The following is a 25,150-nucleotide window of genomic DNA, read 5'->3' on the forward strand; positions in this document are numbered from 1 at the left end:
CTTGGATTTACATATAACTGCTTAGTAGAACTGGAGGCACTAGCGAATGAATATTGTAACGGAACCGCTCAAGGGTGGATCTGCACTCTCGCGCGACTATATAGATCATTTTGAAAAGGTTAGTCATTTGTACGGTGGGGATTTCCGCAATAAAGAAAGTAGAAGTAGACGGGCCGATTGGCTAGATAGCAGAGAAAGCCTTCGTGCCGACCGGACTCAGATTGCTGGGTGTCTACGACAATATAATGAAAAGCATAATTCGCATGATGCGGTGATGGCTTCGCTGGCGCTCTTAGAGCAGCCGGGGACATTAGTGGTGACAGGTGGGCAGCAAAGCGGACTATTTACTGGACCCCTGTTAGTGGTATATAAAGCTGCAACTACCATTATGGCGGCAAAAGAAGCAGCTGAACAACTCGGCCGACCTGTAGTTCCTTTATTCTGGATTGCAGGTGAAGATCATGACTGGGATGAAGTGAATCATACGTATGTACTGAATCGTACGCAGGAGATTACTAAGATTAAGATAGAAAAGTCAGAAGAGAAACGCTCCTCAGTAAGTGATATTCGTGTAGAAGAGGAAAGCTGGCAGCAGGTAGTAGAACAGTTAGACGGTCTGCTTCAGGAAAGCGACTTTAAGCCGCAGATCATGGAATTCATTCGCACTTCTTCTTTTAGAGCTGATAGTATGACGGATGCATTTGCCAAGCTGATGGGTTCATTATTTGGTAAATTTGGTCTGATTCTGCTTGATTCTGCTGATCCCAACTTACGTAAGTTAGAACAGCCATTTTTCACTTCGCTAATTATGCAGAATGATGCACTGGAAACAGCGTATATGAATTCTGCTTCTGATATTGTGGGCGCTGGATATGAGCTTCAGGCTGATGTTACAGCTGGCAATGCCAACCTCTTTTATATTCATGAAGGTACACGGCTTCTGCTTCACAAGAAGGACGGAATCTTTACGGATCGCAAGGGTCAGGTATCCTTTACCCGTGATGAATTACTTGAGGAGGTGCAGGCACATCCGGAACGCTTTAGCAACAATGTGCTGACACGTCCACTTATGCAGGATTATGTGCTGCCTGTTCTGGCAACGGTGCTGGGTCAAGGTGAGATTGCTTACTGGGCCATTCCGCGCCGTGCGTTTGAGACCATTGGGGGAGAAATGCCGTTAATTATCCCTAGAATGTCTTTTACTGTCGTAGAAGGTACGCTGCACAAGCATATGGACAAATATCAACTTAGCTTTGAGGATGTAAGACAAGGACTGGATCATAAAAGACATGAATGGCTGGCCGCACAGGATGAGCTCGGGATTGAACGCCGTTTTGAAGAAACCAAAACCTCATTTGCCGCCATGTACGAACCGCTGATTGAGCAGCTTGGAACGGTTCAGGCCGGTCTGCTTAAGCTGGGGAATAACAATAAAGAGAAGATTCTAGATCAGATTACTTTTTTACAGGCGAAAGCCCAAGATGCAATGGCAAAACAGAACGAAGCTGCAATCCGGCAATGGGAGCGAATCGAGCTGTCATTAATGCCACTGGGTAAACTGCAGGAAAGAGTGTACAATATCATGTATTACTTGAACCGGTACGGGCTTGCTTGGCTGGATGAGCTAATGACGGTTGAACCGGATTACAGTGGAACACATCGCATCATTTATATGTAATGGAAGTATTGCTTTCCACAAAACAAAGCGTATGCTTACGAAGTGAGTTTTGTACGAAGTAGATCAATGTAGTAACGCTCACAAAACAAAGCGTATGCTTACGAAGCAAGTTTTGTACGAAGTAGATTCAATGTAGTAACGCTCACAAACTTTTAGGAGGTTTCATAATGAGTTCATCTAAACAAAATAGTATCGTGGCTGATATGTCACTCGCACCGGAAGGGCATTTGAAAATCGACTGGGTTCGCCAGCATATGCCGGTACTGAACCGTATTCGTGAGCAGTTTGAAGCAGAACAGCCATTTAAAGGTCTAAAAGTTTCGATTACATTGCATTTGGAAGCTAAAACCGCGTATTTGGCGAAGGTTGTCAAAGCTGGTGGTGCAGATGTAACCATTACAGGTTCGAATCCACTTTCTACACAGGATGATGTATGTGCAGCGCTTGTGGAGGATGGAATCACAGTATTTGCTAAATACAATCCGTCTCCTGAAGAATTTAAAGCCCTTAATATCAAGGCACTGGAGAGCAAACCGGACTTGATTATTGATGACGGTGGGGATTTTGCTACATTGCTGCATTCGGAGCGTTCTGATCTGATGGAGAATATTCGCGGGGGTGCTGAAGAAACAACAACCGGGATTATTCGTCTAAAAGCTCTGCAAAAGCAAGGCGTATTGAAGTTCCCAATGGTCGCGGTTAATGATGCCTACTGCAAATATTTGTTTGATAACCGTTATGGCACTGGCCAATCGGCATGGGATGGAATTATTCGCACAACCAACCTTATCGTAGCGGGTAAAACAGTAGTTGTTGTCGGTTACGGCTGGTGTGGTAAAGGTGTTGCCATGCGCGCCAAAGGGCTTGGAGCAAAAGTGGTTGTCACAGAAGTTGATGCGATTAAAGCCGTTGAAGCACATATGGACGGTTTTGAAGTAATGCCAATGCTGGAAGCAGCTAAGGTTGGTGATTTCTTCGTTACAGTAACTGGTAACCGTTATGTAATTCGCGGTGAACATTATGATGTGATGAAGGATGGAGCGATCATGTGCAACGCGGGCCATTTCGACGTTGAAGTGAATAAGCCTGAGTTGTCGGAAAGATCCGTATCCCAACGTACCGTTCGCAAAAATATCGAAGAGTACCAGCTTCGTGACGGACGTAAATTATATCTGCTTGCCGAAGGCAGACTTGTAAATCTGGGTGCTGCTGATGGTCACCCTGCTGAAATTATGGATACAACCTTTGCGCTCCAGGCGCTGTCGCTGAAATATGTAAATGATAATTATAAGAGCATTGGCGTAAAAGTTGAAAATGTTCCTTATGAGCTGGATGAGCAAGTAGCACGTTATAAGCTGGAAAGTCTGGGCATTAACATCGATAGCCTGACTCCGGCGCAAGTGGATTATTTGGACAGCTGGAATTTGAACGATTAATAACTGAACGCATAACAATAAAGTGTATTAACCAGTGTACCTTGAACTGAAGCAACTTTTTTAACAAAGCCATGCAACGGACAAGATTCCGATTGTATGGCTTTTTTCTGTGGAGAAATGTTTTTCGGGAAACGATCTATCTGATTTAGGAAAAATTTCCTTGGCCAGAAAAAGGTTTTTGATTTTTAATGGCGAATCTATTATGCTTAAGTGGTGAAAAGTGGGGTAAAGTGGGGATTCGGGGATTAGGGGTGGGAAAAAGGATGTTCATGGGAGAGTATCAACACAGCATTGACGACAAAGGCCGAATCATTATTCCGGCTAAACTCCGTGAATTGCTCGGAACCTCCTTCGTGACGACCCGCGGCCTAGACTCCTGCCTGTTTGTTTATCCCATGGAAGAATGGGCAATCATGGAACAAAAGCTTAAAAGCCTTTCGCTGATGAAATCAGATGCCCGCGCATTTAGCCGCTTTTTTTTCTCAGGTGCAACTGAATGTGTTTGGGATAAGCAGGGAAGGGTAAATCTGCCGGCCAATTTACGGCAGTATGCCAAACTGGACAAAGACTGTGTCATTCTGGGCGTTTCGAACCGGGTGGAAATCTGGAACAAAGAGCTTTGGGAACAGTACTTCGAACAGTCCGAGGAATCGTTCAACGAAATCGCTGAGAAATTGGTGGATTTCAATTTTGATCTATAAAACACAATAACGAATACTGTCCTGGAGGGATGCAGCTTGTTTCACCACATCACGGTGCTTAAGGAAGAAGCGACAGAAGGGCTGCACATCAAAAAAGACGGAATCTATGTAGATTGCACTCTCGGTGGGGCGGGACACAGCTCACTTATTGCTTCCAAGCTTAGCGGCGAAGGCCGTTTAATCTGTTTGGATCAAGATGATTGGGCTTTGGAGAACGCCAAAGAAAGATTAGCGGAATACGGAGACAAGGTTGTGACTATTAAGACTAACTTCCGTGATCTGGAGAGTGTACTTAAGGATGTGCCCTTTGTGCCACAAACAGATGGTATTCCCCAAGTAGATGGAGTGCTCTTTGATCTTGGCGTATCCTCTCCCCAGTTTGACGAAGGGGAACGAGGCTTTAGTTACAATCATGATGCTCCGCTGGACATGCGCATGGATCAGTCAGCACTTTTGACGGCTGCTGAAATTGTGAATACATGGTCCGAGCAGGAGATTGCCCGTGTTCTTTTCCAATATGGAGAAGAGAAATTCTCGCGGAGAATCGCTAGAAAAATTGTTGACAGAAGAGAAGAAGCTCCTATTGAGACAACAGGAGAATTAGCAGAACTGATCAAGGAAGGTATCCCGGCAGCTGCTCGAAGAACAGGAGGGCATCCCGCTAAACGTAGCTTTCAAGGATTAAGGATTGCTGTGAATGACGAATTGGGTGCTTTTGAAGAAGGGCTACATAGTGCAGTACGTTGCCTTGCACCAGGAGGCAGAGTATCCGTCATCACCTTTCATTCGCTCGAAGACCGAATTTGCAAGCAAATTTTTAGCAGCTATTTAAGCAGATGTACATGCCCGCCTGACTTTCCGTTTTGCGTATGCGGCGCGAAAGGTACGCTTAAGTTAATCAATCGTAAACCGCTTGTGCCTTCTGAAGAAGAGCTTGAGCTTAATACCCGAGCCCGCTCAGCTAAGCTGCGCATTGCAGAAAAATTGTAATTGACGATAAAGGAGAGTCAGAGATGGCCTATACCCGCGGCAATTTAGCAGTTCAGCCCAAAAGAAAAGAAGAGGTAAACCCCCTTTACCGCGAGAAGACAAAAGTAGTTACCAGACGAAGAGTACTTCCGCTGCAAGAGAAACTTTTGTATATGCTGACGCTAGGAGTATGCGTTCTGGTGGCGATCACCCTGATTTCACGTTACGTCCAAATTTATGATTTGAACTTGCAGGCTCAGAAATTAGATCAGGATATTGCAACAGCTAAGAAGCAGATTTCTACGTATCAGATGGAAAAGCAGAATCTAGAGCAGAAAGTCGCCCAAAAAGCACGGGATCTTGGTTATGTGTCTCCGGATGAGAATGCAACAATCTATATTCCGGCAAGCTCGGCAACGACTCCAGGTGATAATTAGTGAGCGATTGGCAAGATCGCAATAAAAAAAGTTGTGAGGTTCGCTTATGCTGAAAAGAATAAAACTTCGCACGCTGTTTATAGGAGGGTGTATTACCCTCTTTTTTCTTGTTTTGATCGTTAGAGTGTTCTGGATTCAAGTTATGCAAGGTGAGGAATGGCAGGAAAAGGCCGCCACACTTTGGGCGCATACCTCAACTATCAAAGCGGAGCGAGGTACGATTTCTGACCGTAACGGGAGTGTGCTTGCTAGCGATGTCCCTGCTTATACCGTGGTGGTGAATCCTGAAGTGATTCAACAACAAGGCATCGGGGAAGAGGTCATCACAGGATTACACGAATTGCTAGGCAAACCAGAGGATGAGCTGCGTAAGCTGGTTGAAGCCAAGGACGAAAAGACGGGTGCTTACCTCAAGAACCGTGAAATACGTAATGAAGGCTGGAAGATTGATCAGGAGCTTGCCGATAAGGTGAAAGAATTTTATGTAGCCCTAGGTAAAGAACATAAAATTCAAGAGACCGGTATTGGGCTTGTTAGAGAGCAGAAACGATATTATCCAAAAGATGAATTAGCTGCACATATCTTAGGTTATACAGATAGGGACGGCAATGCTATCATGGGACTGGAAAAATACTTTGATACGGAGCTTAAGGGTGCCGATGGCAAGCTGCTTTATCAAAGTGACGGTCAAGGGGTAAAATTGCCGGATTCACAAGATACCTATAAGCCAGTAGTAAATGGAAGTAATTTCAAGCTTACAATCGATAGTACGATCCAGCATTATATAGAAGAGGCCATGCAAAAGGCGTATGCGCAATATAAGCCAAAAAGTATGAGTGTCATTGCTGCTGATCCGAACACGATGGAGATTTTGGGATTAGCCAACATGCCTACCTATAATCCAAATGAATTTTGGAAGACCGGGGCTGAAGGGGCAGGATTCTATAATCATGCTATTAAATCTACTTATGAGCCTGGTTCCACCTTCAAAATTGTAACGCTTGCCGCCGCAGTAGAAGAGAAGCTTTTTGATCCTGTTGCGACATTTTTGTCCGGGTCCATCCGGATAAAGGGATATAGTAAGGCACTGCATGATATTAATCATGCTGGATGGGGGCAAATCAGTTTTCTTGAAGGTGTGAAACGTTCTAGTAACGTTCTATTCGTTAAGCTATATGAAATGCTCGGACAGGACAAGCTATTACAGTATATCAATGATTTTGGCTTCAATGAGAAAACGGGAATCGATCTGCCAGGAGAAGCAAGCGGGGTCGTTAACCCTAATGTTGGACGTCCTATAGAAATTGCGACACTCGCATATGGACACGGAAAAGTGCTAGTAACCCCACTTCAGCAGCTCGTTGCCGTATCTGCTATCGCTAATGGGGGGAAGTTGATGACTCCGTATGTAGTTAAGGAGGTCACAAACCCTAACACTGGTGAGACAAAGGTTACTGAGCCTAGTGTAGTGCGTCAGGTGATTGATGAGGAAAGCGCCAAGAAAACGGGTGAATATTTGGAGCAGGTTGTTGCTGACCAAGTAAAAGGAACAGGCCGCAACGCTTATATTGACGGCTATCGCGTGGCAGGAAAGACAGGAACGGCTATCAAGGTTGAAGGTAAGGATTATGTGAAATCCAAAGTACTTGTCTCCTTTATTGGTTATGCTCCTGTTGATGATCCAAAGATCGCTGTTATTGTCATTATTGATGAACCGAACGTTGAGGTTGGCGGCGGTAAGGCAGCTGCTCCAGTATTTAAAGAGATTGTATCCCAGTCTCTGCAATACATGGGAGTACCTAAGCTGGCGTCTGAGGCTAGTGATAGCAGCAGCAAAAAGCCGGCTAAGACTGAAACAGTCGCACTTCGGACTACACCAGATCTAACAGACAAGACGATGAAGGAAGCAAGAGAAGCACTTTTGGATCAAGGCTTCGATTATGTAGTGGTCGGAGAAGGATCTGCTGTAGAGAGTCAATATCCTGAGGCAGGTACGAAGCTTGCTACAGGGCAACGGATCTATTTATTAAGTCCGCAGGGGGCTCAGCCTACCATTCCAGATTTAAAAGGGGAATCCCTGCGTGATGCACTTGAAATTCTAACTCTACTAAAAGTAGAGATTGCGGTAGACGGAGAAGGTTACGTCTCAGAACAGATTGTAGGCACGCAAAATGGCAAGACCTTGGTCACTTTGAAAATGAAGCCATTAAATGATTATGGCGAAGATATTCCCGTGGCCCCGCCTGCTGATGAGGGGACAGATCCCGAGAGCGGAACATAGCTTGTTCTAACCCCTGTTTGTCCCGAATAGTCATGAAGATAAGAGCTCATGTCTATTGTTGAAAGTGGGGGAGAACGGAATGAAGGTTTCCAAAGTCGTAACACGGCGGAGAATGCTGTGGACATTGCTGGGACTGGCAGTGTTATTCGGTTCGCTGGTCGTGCGTCTTGCGTATGTGCAATTATCTCAAGGCGAGGAATTGACTGCGAAGGTAGAAGATTCCTTGCGCCGCAATATTCCTTTTACCGCTAAACGTGGTGAAATTATGGATCGTGAAGGTGTGCCGCTCGTTTCTAATATCACCACACCTACAGTGTATGCAGTACCGGTGCAGGTAAAAGAGAAGCAAAAGACAGCACAGCAATTAGCTCCACTGCTTGGGATGACTGAGGAGAAGCTGATGACATTGCTGTCCAAAAAAGAAATGTCGGTGAAACTTCAGCCCGGCGGCCGCAAAATTACGATGGATCTTGCCGCGAGCATCCGTGATTTGCAGCTGCCGGGCATCGTTGTCGCTGAGGATAGCAAAAGATATTACCCTTACGGCGATTTAGCCGCGCATATTTTAGGCTTTACAGGTATAGATAACCAGGGTATTACAGGAGTAGAGAGTATATATGACAATCTGCTCAAAGGCATAGCCGGCAATATTTCTTATTTGTCTGATGCAGGCGGAAGACTTATGCCTGGCTCATCTGAGAAATATTCTGCCCCTCAAGACGGACTTAATCTGGAGCTGACGATTGATAAACAGATCCAGTCCATTATGGAACGTGAGCTGGATCAGGCTATGGTAAAATATCAGGCGCAGGGTGCTTGGGCTATAGCTATGAATCCGAAGAATGGTGAGATACTAGCCATGGCTAGCAGACCGGGGTATGAACCAGCATCATACAAGGAATATGATGCGCAGATTTACAACCGGAATCTGCCTATCTGGATGACCTATGAACCTGGTTCAACGTTCAAAATCATTACTCTGGCTGCTGCGCTGCAGGAAGGTAAAGTAGATCTTCAGAACGATCATTTCTATGATCCGGGTTTTATCGAGGTAGCGGGCGCAAAGCTGCGCTGCTGGAAAAAGGGCGGCCACGGTAGTCAAACCTTTTTACAGGTAGTTGAGAACTCCTGTAACCCTGGGTTTGTCGCCTTAGGGCAACGGCTGGGAAAAGAATCACTTTTCAAATATATTCGTGATTTTGGTTTTGGCAGCAAAACGGGAATTGATCTGAATGGGGAAGCTAATGGCATTCTGTTCAAGCTCAGTCAAGTAGGTCCGGTAGAGCTTTCGACTACAGCCTTCGGCCAAGGGGTTTCGGTTACGCCTATTCAGCAGATTGCTGCGGTATCCGCGGCTATCAACGGCGGTAATCTCTATAAACCGCATGTAACAAAAGCATGGGTTAACCCGGTTACTGGAGAGACTGTATCAGAGGTGAAGCCAGAGCTTGTGCGGCAGGTCATTTCGGAGGAAACATCCAAGAAGGTGCGGGCAGCACTTGAGAGCGTGGTTGCCAAAGGCACAGGACGGCCGGCTTTTATTGACGGCTATCGTGTAGGTGGCAAGACGGGTACTGCACAGAAGGTTGTAAATGGACGTTATTCTCCAACAGAGCACATTGTTTCTTTTATTGGCTTTGCGCCAGCGGATGATCCTCAGATCGTTGTGTACACTGCCGTGGATAATCCGAAAGGGATTCAATTTGGGGGTGTGGTTGCAGCTCCAATCGTGCAAAATATTTTGGAAGACTCACTGCACTATATGAAGGTTCCGGAGCGCAGTGATCAGCTTCCCAAAACTTATAAGTATGGCGAAACTCCGATAGTGACCGTACCTGATCTTACCGGAGCAACGGTGCAGGATATCTATGAGGATTTAAATATGAATTTTAATCTTGCACGTTCAGGCACAGGAAATACGGTCATCAATCAAGCTCCTAAGGCTGGGGCCAGAGTAGAACAGGGCTCAACCATCAGGATTTATATGGGAGCATCTAGTGAATAATGATTAAGGTATAAGGTTTCAGCTCGTATCCGAAAATGTAGAGTGAGGGATTACTATGAAAGTTAACGAATTATCTGCTTGTCTTGCTACTTCGCAACTATACGGGGATGGAGATGTGGAGATTACTGATCTTCAGACGGATTCCCGCCGTGTAGGCCCGGGAGATCTATTCATCTGTTTGCCTGGCCACACCGTGGACGGGCACAAATATGCGCCGCAAGCAGTAGCCTCCGGAGCGGCGGCTATTGTATGTGAGCACAAGCTGGAGCTTGATATCCCGCAGATTGTTGTGGATGACTGCCGGTTTGCGATGTCTGTCATGTCGAATGCTTTCTTTGGCTCACCTAGCAGCCGGATGAGAATGATCGGGGTGACGGGCACAAACGGCAAAACAACAACGACTTATCTCATTGAGCGGATTATGCAGGATCAGAATATGAAGACAGGTCTGATTGGAACGATTCAAATGCGCTATGACGGCAAAAGCTACCCTATGTCAGGCACAACTCCGGAGTCGCTAGATCTGCAGCGGTCCCTTCATGATATGGCTTCCAAAGGTGTGGAGTGTTGCGTAATGGAAGTATCCTCTCACGCACTTCAGCAAGGACGTGTGAAGGGTGCGGACTTCCGTACGGCAATTTTTACGAACTTAACCCAAGATCATCTGGATTATCATCATACAATGGAGGAGTATCGGGCGGTTAAAGGGCTCTTTTTCTCCAGATTAGGAAATGTGATCTCTCCGTGGAAGGAAGAACGCAAATATGCGGTGTTGAACGCGGATGATGAAGCAAGTCACTATTTTGCAGCCCAAACTGCGGCGGAAGTGATTACATATGGCATTGATAACAACGCTAATGTCCGAGCTTCGCAAATATCGATCACTGCAAAAGGAACTTTTTTCCATGTGGATACGTTTAAGGGGAAGACGGACATTTCACTCCGTATGGTTGGTAAGTTCAATGTCTACAATGCACTCGCGGCGATTACAGCTGCTTTATTGGAAGATGTCTCTCTGGCTGATATCAAGACTAGTCTTGAGGCAATCGATGGTGTAGCTGGACGGGTGGAGTCAGTGGACGAAGGTCAGGAATTTGCTGTTATCGTTGACTACGCACATACACCAGACGGGCTAGAGAATGTATTAAAAACGGTCTGCGAATTTGCTACCGGCAAAGTGCTTACAGTGTTTGGCTGTGGCGGTGACAGAGACCGGACGAAACGTCCATTAATGGGGAAGATCGCTGCACGATATAGCGACATGGTATTCGTAACTTCTGACAACCCCCGGACGGAGGACCCTCAACTAATCTTGAAGGATATAGAAGCAGGACTAGTAGAGGATGGAGTCACCTCTGACCGGTATCATATGATTGTTGATCGCCGAGAAGCTATCGGGAAGGCTATTGAAATGGCAAGCCCTGGCGATGTAGTATTGATTGCGGGGAAAGGTCATGAGACCTATCAACTGATTGGCGGAGTGGTTCATGATTTCGATGACCGCATCGTCGCTAAAGAAGTTATAAGGGGCCGAAACTATTGATTACAAGAACGCTTGAAAATATTGCTGCCATGTGCGCAGGGGAACCTGCTGCTGTCGAAGCTATGAATACAACCCTTACGGGAGTCGTTACCGACTCCCGTAAGATCACACCCGGCTGCCTGTTTGTGCCTCTATCTGGAGACAAATTCGATGGTCACCACTATGCTGCCGCAGCACTGGCTGCTGGTGCGGGTGCAACCTTGTGGCAACGCGATAAAGGACCGGTACCTGAAGGTGGCGGAGTTATTATTGTTGAAGATACACTAGAGGCTCTTCAGAAGTTGTCCGCTGCTTATCTGAAGGAAGTGGCTCCACAGGTTGTCGCTGTTACGGGCAGCAACGGGAAAACAACAACAAAAGATATCATTATGTCTCTGCTTGAAGTGCAGTTCAAAGTGCATAAGACAGCAGGGAATTTCAATAATCATATCGGTCTTCCGCTTACTATTTTATCCATGGCTGAGGATACAGAGATCGCTGTACTTGAAATGGGGATGAGCTCGCGGGGAGAAATTGCTCTGCTGGCTTCTTTGGCTGAACCAGACGTAGCGGTAATTACTAATGTAGGCGAGTCGCATTTACTGCAGCTGGGGTCACGTAAAGAAATAGCCCGCGCCAAGCTGGAGATTGCTGAAGGGCTGAAGCCGGGGGGATTGCTGATTTATAATGGTGACGAACCGCTGCTGACTGAGGTAATGCAAGAGTCCACTTTTAAGGCTCCAGAAGGGATGAGAATCTTCCGATTTGGTCTAAATGAGGATAATGATGATTATCCAACAGGGATGATGTCCCATACTGGTGGCATGACGTTCACGTCAAGCCGTCATAAGGAACATGCTTTTACATTACCGCTGCCAGGTCAGCATAACGTTGTTAACGCTCTGGCTGCACTAGCGGTTGCTCGTCATTTTGGGGTTACGGAGCAGAATATGAAGGACGGTCTCAGCAGGCTCAAGTTGACGGGCATGCGGATTGAAGTGATTCGGACTTCCTCCGGACTTACGCTTTTAAACGATGCTTATAATGCCAGCCCTACTTCTATGAAGGCGGCTATAGATGTCCTGCAATCTATGAAATGCAGTGGCAATAAAATCGCTGTGCTCGGGGACATGCTGGAACTTGGGCCGGAGGAAGTAGAATTTCATCAAGAAATAGGCTACTACCTTGACCCTTCATTAACTGATTTTGTATGTACTTACGGACCATTATCCGTTCATATTGCCAAAGCAGCAGAAGAGAAATTCGGCAAAGAGCGCGTAAAAGCTTTTACAGATAAAGCGGAACTAACCGCTGTCCTTCTAGAGAAATGCAGTGCTAAGGATATTGTTCTATTTAAAGGATCAAGAGGGATGAAGCTCGAGGAAGTGCTTCAGAGCCTAAATAAAGATATTCAACAGACCTAAATCATTGGAGGGGGTGTACCCATGGATTATCAACTATTGTTATTGACTATTGCTGTTTCCTTTATCCTTGCGGTCATTGCCGCTCCGCTCTTCATTCCGCTTCTGCGCAGGATGAAATTCGGACAGCAGGTGCGAGATGACGGACCGCAAACCCATTTGAAGAAAGCGGGAACGCCGACTATGGGCGGTATCGTGATTATCGTAGCTTTTACCTTGTCTTATCTGAAATTTTCTGTGGTGAATACAGATTTTTACGTACTGCTCGTAGCTACGCTTGGTTTTGGATTGATCGGGTTTTTGGATGACTATATCAAAATTGTATTTAAGCGTTCCTTAGGGCTCACAGCACGTCAAAAGTTATTTGGACAGCTGCTGGTTGGTGCTCTGATGTGCGGTCTTCTGATTTATGCCGGACACAGTACAAGTATCAGCGTACCAGGTACTGATTTCAGCTTTGATTGGGGTGGCTGGTTCTATTATCCATTCATCATTATTATGATGATGGCAGTGACGAATGCCGTTAACTTTACAGATGGAGTCGATGGACTGTTGTCCGGGGTTAGCGCCATTGCTTTGGCCGCATACGCGGTGGTGGCAATGCAGGCTACGTCTATTGCGGCAGGTGTATGTGCTGCGGCAATGATTGGTGCTGTACTTGGCTTTCTTGTGTTTAATGCCCACCCTGCTAAAGTATTTATGGGGGATACGGGTTCGTTTGGTATTGGTGGCGCGATAGGTGCTATTGCTATTGTCACGAAGAGTGAGCTGCTGTTTCTCATCATTGGCGGTGTTTTTGTAATTGAAATGTTGTCCGTTGTGATTCAAGTCGTTTCATTTAAAACCCGTGGCAAACGTGTATTCAGAATGAGCCCGATTCACCATCATTTTGAGCTTGGTGGCTGGTCGGAGTGGCGTGTGGTAATTTCGTTCTGGGCGGTTAGCTTGGTGTTGGCTGCTGTGGGACTATTTATTAGCAAGGGGTTGTAGAGAATGAAACATCCAGATAAGTATCGTGGTGAAGAAGTTGTGGTTCTTGGGCTTGCTAAAAGCGGTGTCCAGGTGGCTAAAGTGCTGCATGAACGCGGCGCTGTAGTTACGGTGAACGATAAAAAGGAAAGAGATCAAAGTCCCGAAGCTTCCGAATTGGAATCTTTGGGAATTTGTGTTATATGCGGTGGGCATCCGGAAGGTCTTATTCATGAAGGTGTAAGTCTGGTAATCAAGAATCCAGGCATTCCTTATTCTGCGCCTCCTGTACAAAAGGCAATTGAGCTTGGAATTGAAGTGGTCACAGAGGTAGAGGTGGCATATCGACTTTGTGCAGCGCCGATGATCGGGATCACGGGTTCCAATGGTAAGACGACAACGACGACCTGGGTAGGCCATATGCTGGAAGCTGCGGGAATGAACCCTATAATTGCGGGCAATATTGGTACGCCTCTCTGTCAGGCTGCACAAGAGGCTACCGAGGATAACTGGATGGTAGTTGAGCTTAGCAGCTTTCAACTTAAAGGTACGGAGACCTTCCGCCCTAAGATAGGCTGTCTGCTGAATATTGCAGAGACCCATCTGGATTATCATGGAAGCATGAAAGATTATGTGGATTCCAAAACCAAGCTGTTCGCTAATCAATTAGCTACGGATACAGCAGTGCTGAACTGGGATGATCCTGTCTGCCGGGAACTTGTACCCTATATGAAGGCTTCTATTCTTCCATTCTCCTTGTTTGAGGAGCTGCCTCATGGAGTATTTGTTAGCCCGTCCTACATTACGGGGCAAGATGATGAGCTGAAGCGCCACATTATCTATCGCGAATCTGCGGACAAGGAAACGATAATCGCGGATGTGGATTCCATCGCCCTTCCGGGTCGCTTTAATGTGGGGAATGCGCTGGCTGCCTGTGGAATTGCTATTGCCGCTGGAGCGGACCCCTCTCTATTAAGCGGAGTGCTTTCTTCTTTTCGCGGTGTGGAGCACCGCCTGGAGTATGTAGCTGATAAGGCTGGAGCCGCTTATTATAACAATTCCAAAGCAACGAACTCCAAAGCGACAATTACGGCTTTGACATCGTTTCAGCGGCCGGTGGTATTGATCGCTGGCGGATTAGACCGCGGCTCCGATTATATGGAGCTGCTGCCTGTCCTGAGCGGACGCGTCAAAGCTTTGGTGGCGTTAGGACAAACCAAGGACAAGCTAATAAATGTAGCACAGCTGGCAGGATTAAAGCAGATTATCTCCGTCGATAATGGGGAGAGCGCCGCCGCCGTGCTGCAAGCAGCTGTGCGGGAAGCTTCCGCTCTGGCGGAAGAAGGAGATATCGTTCTCCTGTCTCCTGCATGTGCTAGTTGGGATATGTTTACATCCTATGAAGAGCGCGGGTGTATTTTTAAAGAGGCGGTGCATAACCTTTAAGTAGGGGGGTGGATAAGCCCCTACTACGGATGCAAGAGGTGTGCTCCTGATGAACAAAACTCGTCATGCTCCCGATATTTGGTTGCTGATTCCCATTCTTTCTCTGCTGGTGATCGGCATGGTGATGGTATACAGCGCCGGATCTGTTTTAGGCTTCCGCAATTATGGAGATTCGTTTTACTTTGTAAAGAGGCAGCTTTTGTTTGCAGGACTGGGACTTGTTGCAATGTTTGTTACAGCGAATACAGACTACAAAGTGTTAAAAAAGCTGGCTAAGCCGGCACTGATTGTCTGCTTTATCCTGCTCGTTATGGTGCTTATTCCCGGCATTGGTGTAGTTCGCGGGGGAGCGCGCAGCTGGCTCGGAATCAGCTCCTTCGGGATTCAGCCCTCCGAGTTCATGAAGATGGGGATGATTCTATTTCTGGCGAATTGGCTGGGAAAAGAAGAGTATGATATCACCTCCTTCACTCGTGGCTTACTTCCCCCGTTAGCGCTTATCGGGTCAGCTTTTGCACTGATTATGCTCCAGCCGGATCTGGGTACAGGTACCGTTATGTTTGGCGCAGCCTTGATGATGGTCTTTACAGCTGGGGCAAGAATGAAACATCTACTCTCACTAGGAGTAGCTGGGGTGGCTGGTTTTGTTGCTTTGGTTGCCGCAGCACCTTACCGGTTGCAGCGGATCACCGCTTTTCTTGATCCTTGGTCCGATCCCCTCGGTGCAGGCTACCAGATTATTCAGTCGCTATACGCGATTGGGCCTGGAGGGCTCGGGGGTCTCGGACTTGGAATGAGCCGGCAGAAGTACAGTTATGTACCTGAGCCGCAGACCGATTTTATTTTTTCTATATTGGCCGAGGAACTGGGGTTTATCGGTGGTTTGGCAGTGTTGATCCTGTTTCTTATTCTAATCTGGCGCGGAATGAAGGTGGCGATGAGTCTGCCTGACCGTTTTGGAAGCTATTTGGCCGTTGGCATCGTCTGTATGGTGGCTGTGCAAGTCATTATTAATATTGGTGTGGTCATTGGTCTGATGCCTGTAACAGGCATTACGCTTCCTCTGATTAGCTATGGAGGTTCTTCGCTTACACTGATGTTAACCTCCCTGGGCATTCTATTGAACTTATCCCGTTATGCGAGGTGAAAGACATGCGTATCGTATTAAGCGGCGGAGGCACGGGTGGTCATATCTATCCCGCAGTCGCTGTTGCTAGACAACTGGAATCAGAAGATAGTGAATCTACCTTCCTGTATATTGGTGGAACGCGTGGCTTAGAGAGCAAGCTTGTTCCCCAAGAGAATATCCCTTTCAAATCTATCGACATCACTGGCTTTCGGCGCAAGCTGTCCATGGACAACGTCAAGACGGTGATGCGTTTTTTAAAGGGCGTTAAGGCTTCCAAAGAAATGTTAAGAGAGTTTAAGCCTGATGTTGTAATTGGTACAGGCGGTTATGTATGTGGTCCAGTCGTTTACGCTGCATCCCGGCTGGGCATCCCAACCTTGATCCATGAGCAAAATGCTATCCCTGGTTTAACAAATCGTTTTTTAAGTCGTTACGCGAGTACAGTGGCCGTAAGCTTTGAAGGGACAGAATCTGCTTTTCCGGGGAGCAAGCACGTAATCTACACAGGTAATCCTCGGGCAACGACGGTTACTACGGCTAGTCCACAACGGGGGTTTGCCTCGCTGGGCATTCCGGATAACAGCACGGTTGTTTTGGTTGTTGGCGGCAGTCAAGGGGCTAAGGCTATTAATAAAGCCATGATTGAAATGGCCCCATTTGTGGGTAAGGGTAATGGTGTTCATTATGTTTACGTTACAGGTGAGCCTTATTTTGAGGATACCCGTGCTGAATTGCGTCAGAAGCTGGGTAGCACACCGAACTGGCTGCATGTCCTACCTTATGTTCACAATATGCCGGAGGTCTTGGCTTGTACCTCCTTAATCGTAAATCGGGCGGGGGCATCCTTTCTCGCTGAGATTACAGCGCTGGGTATTCCTTCTGTACTTATCCCTTCTCCTAATGTGACGAACAATCACCAAGAGGCGAATGCAAGACAGCTGGAACGCGAAGGGGCCGCTGTGGTGCTGCTTGAGAAGGATTTGAATGGTAAGGCGCTTTATGAAGCTGTGCAAGCAATCATTGGAACTGAAGCTGTACGCCAAAAAATGTCCGAGGCTTCCAAACGACTGGGCAAAAGGGATTCTGCTGCCATTGTCACTAACGAACTCCGAAGACTAGCCGGTAAACAGTCTTAAGCCATTTACCTTTGAGAGGTATTTTCCTTATTGGCAGCTCTCTGTCACACACTTGGAGGAACGAACATAGGATAATCCTATAATCGTGACAATCACCCAGAACACTTCCTAACCTGAAAGGTAGTGCAGGATAATCTTGTACATTTCATATGACCTTGTATCGGAAGTGTTTGTGGTGGGTGAGCGGTAATCTCGGAGGTGATACATTGGACAAATTGGTGATTGAGGGTGGAAGTCCCCTGTCAGGCACCATTCGTATCCATGGAGCAAAAAATGCGGCGCTGCCGATTCTAGCGGCAAGCCTGCTGGCCGAAGGAGTTCACTCACTGCATAATGTGCCGAAGCTGCTGGACATCGAGACTATGCTAGACATCTTGGATCGGCTGGGCTGCAGGTGCGTGCATCAAGAGGATACGGTGACGATAGATACGTCAGCCGTGGGGACATCTCATGTACCTGAGGATTTGATGCGGCAGATGAGATCTTCCATTTTTTTAATGGGACCGCTGTTATCCAGATTTGGTGAGGTAACGATCTATCAGCCTGGTGGCTGTGCGATCGGGGAGCGTAAAATCGATCTTCATTTGCAGGGTCTTAAAGCACTGGGGGCGGAGATCGAGGAAAGCAACGGACGAATATCCTGTCGGGGCTCAAAGCTTGTAGGGAGTGATATTCATCTCGACTATCCAAGTGTTGGAGCCACGGAGAATATTATGATGGCTGCCGCCAAGGCAGAGGGGACAACGACGATATCGGGAGCAGCAAGAGAGCCGGAAATACAGGATCTACAGCAATTTTTGAATAGTATGGGTGCTCAGATTATCGGTGCAGGCACCGATACCATTACGATCCAGGGTGTCAAAAACTTATATCCCTGTACGTACGAGGTAATCCCAGACCGGATAGTGGCTGGAACTGTAATGATTGCTGCGGCAGCTACACGTGGGAATGTGACCTTGACACATACGAACGCCGGGCATCTGACTTCGCTTATTCATGTGCTTAAGCGGGCTGGTGTTCAAATCACAGTATGCAATGATATAATTAATGTCAGCTGCATGGGGCGTCCGCGTGCGGTTGAGAGAATTGTAACCTCTCCTTATCCTTCTTTCCCGACGGATCTGCAATCTCAGGTCATGGTGCTGCTGTCGCTCGCCGATGGTTTTAGTGTGATCAAGGAGACGGTGTTTGAGGGACGGTTCAAACATGTGGAAGAAATGGCCCGGATGGGTGCTGACATCTCTATCGATTTGAATCGTGCGTTTATTCGCGGCGTTCAGAGATTGTATGGTGCTACTGTGGAAGCTACTGATTTGCGGGCGGGTGCAGCTCTGGTCATTGCCGGGCTTGCTGCACAAGGGACTACGGTCGTTGAGCAAGCGCATCACATTGACCGTGGTTATGATGGAATAGAGAAGCTGTTTCAGAAGCTTGGCGCGCGTATAAGCCGTAAGGTGCCTGTAACGGATCCACTTGATTTGGCCAATTAAAGCTCCCTGTCTCCTTCCAGATCTCTCAGAGAAGGAGACAGGGCCTTATTACGGAGATATGAGAATGACTACAACCCGATTACCTCTACTTAAAGAGGACAAGCCTAAGAAAAAAATGAGCCGTAAGATTACGGCGATCCTGCTGCTGCTGTTCACTGCGCTTCTTGCTGTGATTTTTTTCAGATCGTCTATTAGCCATATTACAGTGATAGATTTTCAAGGTAGCAAGTATTCTACTAGTGAAGAGTTACTCTCACAAAGTGGAATTAAAATAGGTGGGCAATTCTTTGCTGTATCAACTAAAGCTGTGGAAGAATCTCTGCTGAAGCTTAAGACGATTAAAGACGTCAGCGTGCAGAAGGATTTCCCCGGGGTGATCACAGTAAAGATTGAGGAATTCCCTGCGGTAGCTTATGAACTGGAACAGGGAGGCCTCTTAAAGGCGATTCTGTCCAGTGGAGCTGCAGTGCCTGTTAATGAGACTGGAATTGCTGTTGAGAAACCTATATTAACGAACTGGGACCCGGATGATCCGAATAAGGCTAAGCTATGTCAAGCATTAGCAAGCATTCCTAATGAATTGACAAGTGATATCTCTGAGATTGTTCCCTCGCCAACCTTGTCTTTTCCAGACCGGATCAAGCTCTATACTAGATCCCGTTTTGAGGTGATTACAGCCATCTCTTTGCTAAAGAGCAAGGTGTCCTATTTGAATCAGATTATAGAGACTGAACAGCCTGGACTCATTAAAATGCTAGAAGCCGATTCATATGTTCCTTTTCAGGTGGAAAGCGATGAAGAAGATGTTGCGCAAGAGTAGTGTGGAGGTAAATAGTCCCTACTAATAGAGTTAAAAAAATGCTACAATCGGAGTTACGGGCAAGAAGCTATATCCCTCTTTTTTCTTCGATTTTTTTGAGATATAGTACTATATTTGGTTGAAATGACCAATTAGGCCGATATTTCCTGTGATAATTGCTATTTTTACAATAACATATGAGTAACTATTCACATTTGGGGATGTTGGAATATTATTCCGTTCAAAAAATTTGTAGAAAAAAGAGGGAAAGGATTAGGTATGTTGAATATGTACAGAGAAGTTTCCCGGGACCGGGATAAGGTAATGCAATTAATTATGATTATAACAGGAGGTGCCATAGGACTTGAGCAACAATGACATCATTGTTAGTTTGGACATCGGTACATCCAAAGTTCGGGCAATAATTGGGGAAGTTACCAATGGAACCTTTAATATTATTGGCGTTGGATCTGCTGATTCGGAAGGAATACGTAAAGGCGCGATTGTAGATATCGACCAAACTGTGCAATCGATCAAAAGTGCTATAGATCATGCAGAGCAGATGGTGGGTATTCAAATATCAGAGGTTTATGTAGGCATTTCCGGTAATCATATTGGCCTGCAATCCAGCCACGGTGTTGTGGCCGTTCAGAATGAGGATCGTGAAATCGGCGATGATGATATCGATCGCGTAATTAAAGCTGCGGAAGTCATTGCTATGCCTCCGGAGCGTGAAGTGATTGATGTTGTTCCCAAACAATTTATCGTCGATGGTCTTGAAGGAATTCAAGACCCGCGCGGAATGATCGGTGTTCGTCTGGAAGTTGAGGCAACAATCATTACGGGTGCTAAGACGCCAATACATAATCTACTACGCTGTGTTGAGAAATCAGGGCTGAAGGTAAAGGATCTTGTGCTGATGTCTCTTGGAGCTGGTGGATTGGCGCTGTCCAAGGACGAGAAATCGATGGGATCTGTTCTGGTTGATATTGGTGCGGGCTCAACAACAATAGCCATATACGAAGAGGGTTCTCTTAGTGCAACCTCCACGATTCCGATCGGAGGAGAATTCGTAACCAATGATATTGCCTACGGACTTCGGACGCTTACTGATCAAGCGGAGAAGGTAAAACTTAAATATGGTTGCGCATGGATTGACGATGCAGCCTCAGACGTTGTCTTCAAGGTATTGCGCATTGGCAGTAATGTGGAGAAGGAATTTAACCAAGAGGATCTGGCGGCAATTATCGAGCCAAGGGTGCAAGAAATATTCCACCTGATTCGTCAAGAAGTTAAACGGCTTGGTTACAGTGAACTGCCTGGAGGTTATATACTTACAGGTGGGACTGTCTCGATGCCGGGTGTATTGAAGGCTGCTCAGACCGAGCTGGCTGCATCTGTACGCATCGCCGTGCCGGATTATATCGGTGTACGGGACCCTGGGTTTACCGGCGGTGTCGGTATTCTGCATAATGTTGTCCGTAGTTTCCGAGCAAGAAACAGTGGTGGAAGCAGCAACAAAAAGACGGTCAACCGGAGCAAGCAGAACGCCACTCCGAGTCAGGAAACTGTTCAGAAGCCCGGATTTGTGGAGCGTCTAAAAAATATGTTTAGCGAGTTTATATAAGTGTAAGTCCAGATATACTTGGACCGGCCATCCAAGCACATTGAGGGGGAGATGGAACAATATGTTAGAATTTGATTTTGAAATGGAGAGCTTGGCGCAAATAAAAGTCATCGGCGTGGGCGGCGGAGGTAGTAATGCTGTCAACCGGATGATTGAAAACGGCGTTCAGGGTGTAGAATTTATTACGGTTAATACAGACGCCCAAGCGTTGCATATGGCCAAATCGGAGCACAAGCTGCAGATTGGGGACAAGCTGACCCGCGGTTTGGGTGCAGGCGCCAACCCTGAAGTCGGTAAGAAAGCAGCGGAGGAATCCCGTGATCTGATTTCGAATACCCTTAAAGGTGCAGATATGGTATTTGTTACTGCAGGAATGGGTGGCGGTACAGGTACAGGGGCGGCGCCAGTTATAGCTGAAATTGCTAGAGAATGTGGAGCCCTGACTGTGGGTGTAGTTACTCGCCCGTTCACTTTTGAAGGAAGAAAACGTTATAACCAGGCAATGCTTGGAATCGAAGCTTTGAAAGAAAAAGTCGACACGCTAATTGTCATTCCAAATGACCGTTTGCTTGAGATCGTTGATAAGAAAACACCGATGTTGGAAGCTTTCCGTGAAGCAGATAATGTTCTCCGGCAGGCTGTTCAAGGTATCTCTGACCTAATTAAGGTTCCTGGTCTGATTAACCTTGACTTTGCGGATGTAAAGACGATCATGACAGAGCGCGGTTCAGCGCTTATGGGAATTGGTATAGCAAATGGTGAGAACCGTGCGTCTGAAGCAGCACGTAAAGCCATCATGAGCCCACTCTTGGAAACGTCTATTGAAGGCGCCCGCGGCGTAATCATGAATATTACGGGAGGATCTAACCTCTCCCTATACGAAGTCAATGAAGCGGCTGAGATCGTTACATCCGCCTCTGATCCTGAAGTGAATATGATCTTTGGTGCGATAATTGATGAAGGCCTGAAGGATGATATCAAAGTAACAGTAATTGCTACTGGCTTTGAACATAAACCATCGCCTGAAGCTCCAGGACGTCGTCCGGTCTCGACGAATAACGAGCCAGCGGCAGCACCGGATAAGAACGCTGCTAATCTGCGTCCGTTCGGGAATCAGAACACGTCAGATCAGTTGGATATTCCGACGTTCCTGCGTAACCGTAATCGTAGCAACAACGACTAGTTAAATATTTTTATCAAGAAGATATGAAAGCACCGTATTATCCAGCTAATAGAGCTAGGGTACTGCGGTGCTTTTTTTATGTGAAATGCTGTTCAGAAGGAATAAAACCCTCCCACGCTATAACTCGACAAAAAAACCTCAAGAATGCCCCCCAAGTTTAGACAGACTTTGAAAGCGAGACTTTTTATACTAATCATATCGTCCAAAAAACAGAGCCTGATCCATTTTGGCTACAGGATAGATTCCGCCATAGTAGGCAGGTGAATGCACTGGTTGTTTATATTGACTTGATATTCGCCGCCAATCTAGTGATCGACGGAATTCTATTGTGGCTGACAGGCTGGATGGTCAAGCTGAGGATATCATGGTGGCGGCTAGTCCTCTCAGCTCTGGTTGGTGCGCTCTATGTGGTGATGATGTTTGTGCCGGAGTTGTCTTTCATGTATACCTTCCTCATTAAGTTTGGATTGTCGGTGGTTATGCTATGGATTGCCTTTGGTTTTGGGAGTCTGCAAAGCTACCTTCGCACTATGGGAGCTTTTTATATTATCAACTTCGCAGCTGCTGGTGGGATTGTAGGTATTCACTATTTGCTGCAGAGCTCCGGTGATATTTGGAATGGTATTATGTTCACTGCTTCAGGAGGGCATGCTTACCGCCTAAAGATTGGTTTTTGGTTTGTAATTGCAGTATTTCCCCTGGTGTTAATCTGCTTCAAGGCAGTGCACTCCTCACGAATCAGAAGGGAGCAGCTTGAAACCTATATCGGTGAGGTGGTAGTAGAAATTGATGGAGTGACTGTTTCCTGTCCCGGCCTGCTAGACACAGGTAACCGGCTTTGTGATCCTTTGACCCGCATACCGGTGATGGTTATGGAATCTTCGCTCTGGGAGGGACATCTGCCTGAAACATGGAAAGGTAGACTCACTCAGGACGGAGCGGACAAACTTTTACTAGAAACGGACGGGCAGTCGTTTGCTTGGCAGGACAGGATGCGTCTGGTGCCTTACAGGGGAGTTAACCGGGGGGCATCATTTATGCTTGCACTGAAGCCTGATCAGGTGACGATAAAGCTTGGTGAAGATATCTTTTATTGTAAAAGAGTCTTGATCGGGCTGGATGGTGGGACATTGTCGGGGGATGGAGCCTATCGGGCTGTAATACATCCTGATTTGACTCAAAAAGAGAGCGCTATTGATGCAGCACTGCCTTCCTAATCTTTAAAGCTAGCTGAACCAAACTTCTGATGGCTGAAAGCGGGATTTGAAAGCTTCACACGCGAACCGTGCACTTCTTGGAGGAGGAACAAATAATGGTCAAATGGAAAATTGCTCTGCAGCTGCAATATTACCGCATGCTGTTTCTACTAGGGCTGAAGAGTCAGGAAATCTATTATATTGGCGGGAGTGAGGCACTTCCTCCACCGCTGACACGGGAAGAAGAAGAATATCTGCTTCAGCGGCTGTCTAGCGGCGATGCAGCTGTTCGTGCGATGTTGATTGAGCGCAATCTTCGCTTGGTAGTATATATCGCTCGTAAATTTGAGAATACCGGCATCAATATCGAGGATCTGGTTTCGATTGGCGCTATTGGCTTAATTAAGGCTGTGAACACTTTTGATCCTGAGAAAAAAATAAAACTGGCTACTTATGCATCCCGCTGCATAGAGAATGAAATCTTGATGTATCTGCGGCGGAACAGCAAGACACGGAGTGAGGTTTCTTTTGATGAGCCGCTTAATATTGATTGGGATGGCAATGAATTATTGCTTTCTGACGTATTAGGAACGGAAAATGATACCATTTATCGGAACATAGAAGAACAGGTTGATCGCAAGCTGCTGCAAAAGGCACTGGAAAAGCTGAGTGACCGGGAAAGACTCATTATGGAGCTGAGATTTGGCCTGCGCGGAGGCGAAGAAAAGACACAAAAAGATGTGGCCGATCTGCTTGGCATCTCCCAATCTTATATTTCGCGGCTGGAGAAAAGAATTATCAAGCGGCTGCGCAAGGAGTTTAACAAGATGGTGTAAGGTGAAATTAGCAAGGAATAAAATGGCGAGCCCGGGAGATAATGTACAGTAATGTTTCTCCTTGGGAGGTAAATCATCATGACCCGTAATAAAGTCGAGATTTGCGGTGTGGATACTGCTAAGCTGCCTGTTCTAACGAATGTGGAAATGCGGCAACTGTTCACTTCGCTGCAGCAGCAGGGCGAGCGATCCGCCAGAGAGAAATTGGTAAACGGTAATCTTAGACTTGTTCTAAGCGTTATCCAGAGGTTCAATAATAGGGGAGAATTTGTTGACGATTTGTTCCAGGTGGGTTGCATCGGTCTGATGAAAGCCATTGATAATTTCGATTTATCACAAAACGTTAAATTCTCCACATATGCAGTTCCGATGATTATCGGTGAGATTCGGCGTTACCTGCGTGATAACAACCCGATTCGGGTATCACGTTCTCTCAGAGATATCGCCTACAAGGCGCTCCAGGTACGTGATAGTCTGACCAATCAGAACTCGCGGGAACCGACGATATTCGAAATATCAGAAGCGCTGGGTGTGCCGAAGGAAGATGTTGTATTTGCTCTTGATGCCATTCAGGATCCAGTGTCCTTATTCGAGCCGATCTATCATGACGGCGGCGATCCTATTTATGTAATGGACCAGATTAGCGACGATAAGAATAAGGATGTGTCGTGGATCGAAGAAATTGCATTACGTGAAGCGATGCGTAAGTTAGGACAAAGGGAGAAACGAATTTTATCCATGCGGTTTTTCGAAGGGAAAACACAGATGGAGGTCGCAGACGAGATTGGCATTTCACAGGCACAGGTCTCACGTTTGGAGAAATCTGCGATTCAGCAAATGCAAAAACACGTGAAATCTTAGAGCAGTAGCCATGAGGAGATATTCCAGA

The 25,150-nt window shown here is 46.6% G+C and carries 20 protein-coding genes; all 20 read left to right on the forward strand.

The window, feature by feature from the left end; genetic code table 11:
• Positions 1-46: 46 nt before the first annotated feature.
• Positions 47-1,678: a bacillithiol biosynthesis cysteine-adding enzyme BshC gene (bshC, locus tag MHH49_RS17325; protein ID WP_036683679.1), complete on the forward strand. Its 1,632-nt coding sequence runs from the start codon at positions 47-49 to the stop codon at positions 1,676-1,678.
• A 164-nt stretch (positions 1,679-1,842) separates the two neighbouring features.
• Positions 1,843-3,114: an adenosylhomocysteinase gene (locus tag MHH49_RS17330; protein WP_179087734.1), complete on the forward strand. Its 1,272-nt coding sequence runs from the start codon at positions 1,843-1,845 to the stop codon at positions 3,112-3,114.
• 263 nt (positions 3,115-3,377) lie between these two features.
• Entirely contained in the window at positions 3,378-3,815 is a 438-nt protein-coding gene (mraZ, locus tag MHH49_RS17335; protein ID WP_036683674.1) for a division/cell wall cluster transcriptional repressor MraZ, read from the forward strand.
• A gap of 36 nt (positions 3,816-3,851) precedes the next feature.
• Positions 3,852-4,805 carry a 16S rRNA (cytosine(1402)-N(4))-methyltransferase RsmH gene (gene rsmH / locus MHH49_RS17340; RefSeq protein WP_036683671.1) on the forward strand — a complete coding sequence of 318 codons (954 nt, stop codon included), beginning with the start codon at positions 3,852-3,854 and terminating at the stop codon, positions 4,803-4,805.
• Positions 4,806-4,828: 23 nt separating this feature from the next.
• The gene (locus MHH49_RS17345) at positions 4,829-5,221 is read left to right on the forward strand and encodes a septum formation initiator family protein (RefSeq protein ID WP_036683668.1); all 393 of its coding nucleotides are present in this window, start codon (positions 4,829-4,831) and stop codon (positions 5,219-5,221) included.
• 46 nt (positions 5,222-5,267) lie between these two features.
• A complete protein-coding gene (locus MHH49_RS17350) occupies positions 5,268-7,502 on the forward strand; it encodes a penicillin-binding transpeptidase domain-containing protein (protein WP_339809459.1) in 2,235 nt (744 codons plus the stop codon).
• A 79-nt stretch (positions 7,503-7,581) separates the two neighbouring features.
• Positions 7,582-9,507: a stage V sporulation protein D gene (locus tag MHH49_RS17355; protein ID WP_036683661.1), complete on the forward strand. Its 1,926-nt coding sequence runs from the start codon at positions 7,582-7,584 to the stop codon at positions 9,505-9,507.
• 55 nt (positions 9,508-9,562) lie between these two features.
• Positions 9,563-11,050, forward strand: coding sequence for a UDP-N-acetylmuramoyl-L-alanyl-D-glutamate--2,6-diaminopimelate ligase (locus tag MHH49_RS17360; RefSeq protein WP_036683658.1), 1,488 nt, complete (start codon positions 9,563-9,565; stop codon positions 11,048-11,050).
• The gene (locus MHH49_RS17365) at positions 11,047-12,453 is read left to right on the forward strand and encodes a UDP-N-acetylmuramoyl-tripeptide--D-alanyl-D-alanine ligase (protein ID WP_341087474.1); all 1,407 of its coding nucleotides are present in this window, start codon (positions 11,047-11,049) and stop codon (positions 12,451-12,453) included. Before MHH49_RS17360 ends, MHH49_RS17365 begins: the two co-directional genes overlap by 4 nt.
• A 21-nt stretch (positions 12,454-12,474) precedes the next feature.
• The gene (gene mraY, locus MHH49_RS17370; protein WP_036683653.1) at positions 12,475-13,440 is read left to right on the forward strand and encodes a phospho-N-acetylmuramoyl-pentapeptide-transferase; all 966 of its coding nucleotides are present in this window, start codon (positions 12,475-12,477) and stop codon (positions 13,438-13,440) included.
• Positions 13,441-13,443: 3 nt separating this feature from the next.
• Positions 13,444-14,865, forward strand: a complete 1,422-nt coding sequence (gene murD / locus MHH49_RS17375) for a UDP-N-acetylmuramoyl-L-alanine--D-glutamate ligase (RefSeq protein ID WP_340033516.1) — start codon at positions 13,444-13,446, stop codon at positions 14,863-14,865.
• A 49-nt stretch (positions 14,866-14,914) separates the two neighbouring features.
• Positions 14,915-16,012: a stage V sporulation protein E gene (spoVE, locus tag MHH49_RS17380; protein ID WP_036683647.1), complete on the forward strand. Its 1,098-nt coding sequence runs from the start codon at positions 14,915-14,917 to the stop codon at positions 16,010-16,012.
• Positions 16,013-16,017: 5 nt separating this feature from the next.
• Positions 16,018-17,130, forward strand: coding sequence for an undecaprenyldiphospho-muramoylpentapeptide beta-N-acetylglucosaminyltransferase (murG, locus tag MHH49_RS17385; RefSeq protein ID WP_076136524.1), 1,113 nt, complete (start codon positions 16,018-16,020; stop codon positions 17,128-17,130).
• 206 nt (positions 17,131-17,336) lie between these two features.
• The gene (murA, locus tag MHH49_RS17390) at positions 17,337-18,620 is read left to right on the forward strand and encodes a UDP-N-acetylglucosamine 1-carboxyvinyltransferase (protein WP_036683642.1); all 1,284 of its coding nucleotides are present in this window, start codon (positions 17,337-17,339) and stop codon (positions 18,618-18,620) included.
• A 64-nt stretch (positions 18,621-18,684) separates the two neighbouring features.
• The gene (locus MHH49_RS17395; RefSeq protein ID WP_076098550.1) at positions 18,685-19,440 is read left to right on the forward strand and encodes a cell division protein FtsQ/DivIB; all 756 of its coding nucleotides are present in this window, start codon (positions 18,685-18,687) and stop codon (positions 19,438-19,440) included.
• Positions 19,441-19,783: 343 nt separating this feature from the next.
• Positions 19,784-21,046, forward strand: a complete 1,263-nt coding sequence (ftsA, locus tag MHH49_RS17400) for a cell division protein FtsA (protein WP_036683637.1) — start codon at positions 19,784-19,786, stop codon at positions 21,044-21,046.
• 61 nt (positions 21,047-21,107) lie between these two features.
• Entirely contained in the window at positions 21,108-22,229 is a 1,122-nt protein-coding gene (gene ftsZ, locus MHH49_RS17405; protein ID WP_036683633.1) for a cell division protein FtsZ, read from the forward strand.
• Between the two features lie 269 nt (positions 22,230-22,498).
• On the forward strand, positions 22,499-23,446 hold the full coding sequence (gene spoIIGA / locus MHH49_RS17410; protein WP_036683940.1) for a sigma-E processing peptidase SpoIIGA: 948 nt from the start codon (positions 22,499-22,501) through the stop codon (positions 23,444-23,446).
• Between the two features lie 92 nt (positions 23,447-23,538).
• A complete protein-coding gene (gene sigE / locus MHH49_RS17415; protein WP_036683937.1) occupies positions 23,539-24,261 on the forward strand; it encodes an RNA polymerase sporulation sigma factor SigE in 723 nt (240 codons plus the stop codon).
• Positions 24,262-24,339: 78 nt separating this feature from the next.
• Positions 24,340-25,122 carry an RNA polymerase sporulation sigma factor SigG gene (sigG, locus tag MHH49_RS17420; protein WP_036683631.1) on the forward strand — a complete coding sequence of 261 codons (783 nt, stop codon included), beginning with the start codon at positions 24,340-24,342 and terminating at the stop codon, positions 25,120-25,122.
• The last annotated feature ends 28 nt before the right edge of the window (positions 25,123-25,150 follow it).

The sequence above is a fragment of the Paenibacillus sp. FSL F4-0122 genome (assembly GCF_038002845.1).
GTDB lineage: Bacteria > Bacillota > Bacilli > Paenibacillales > Paenibacillaceae > Paenibacillus_AQ > Paenibacillus_AQ odorifer.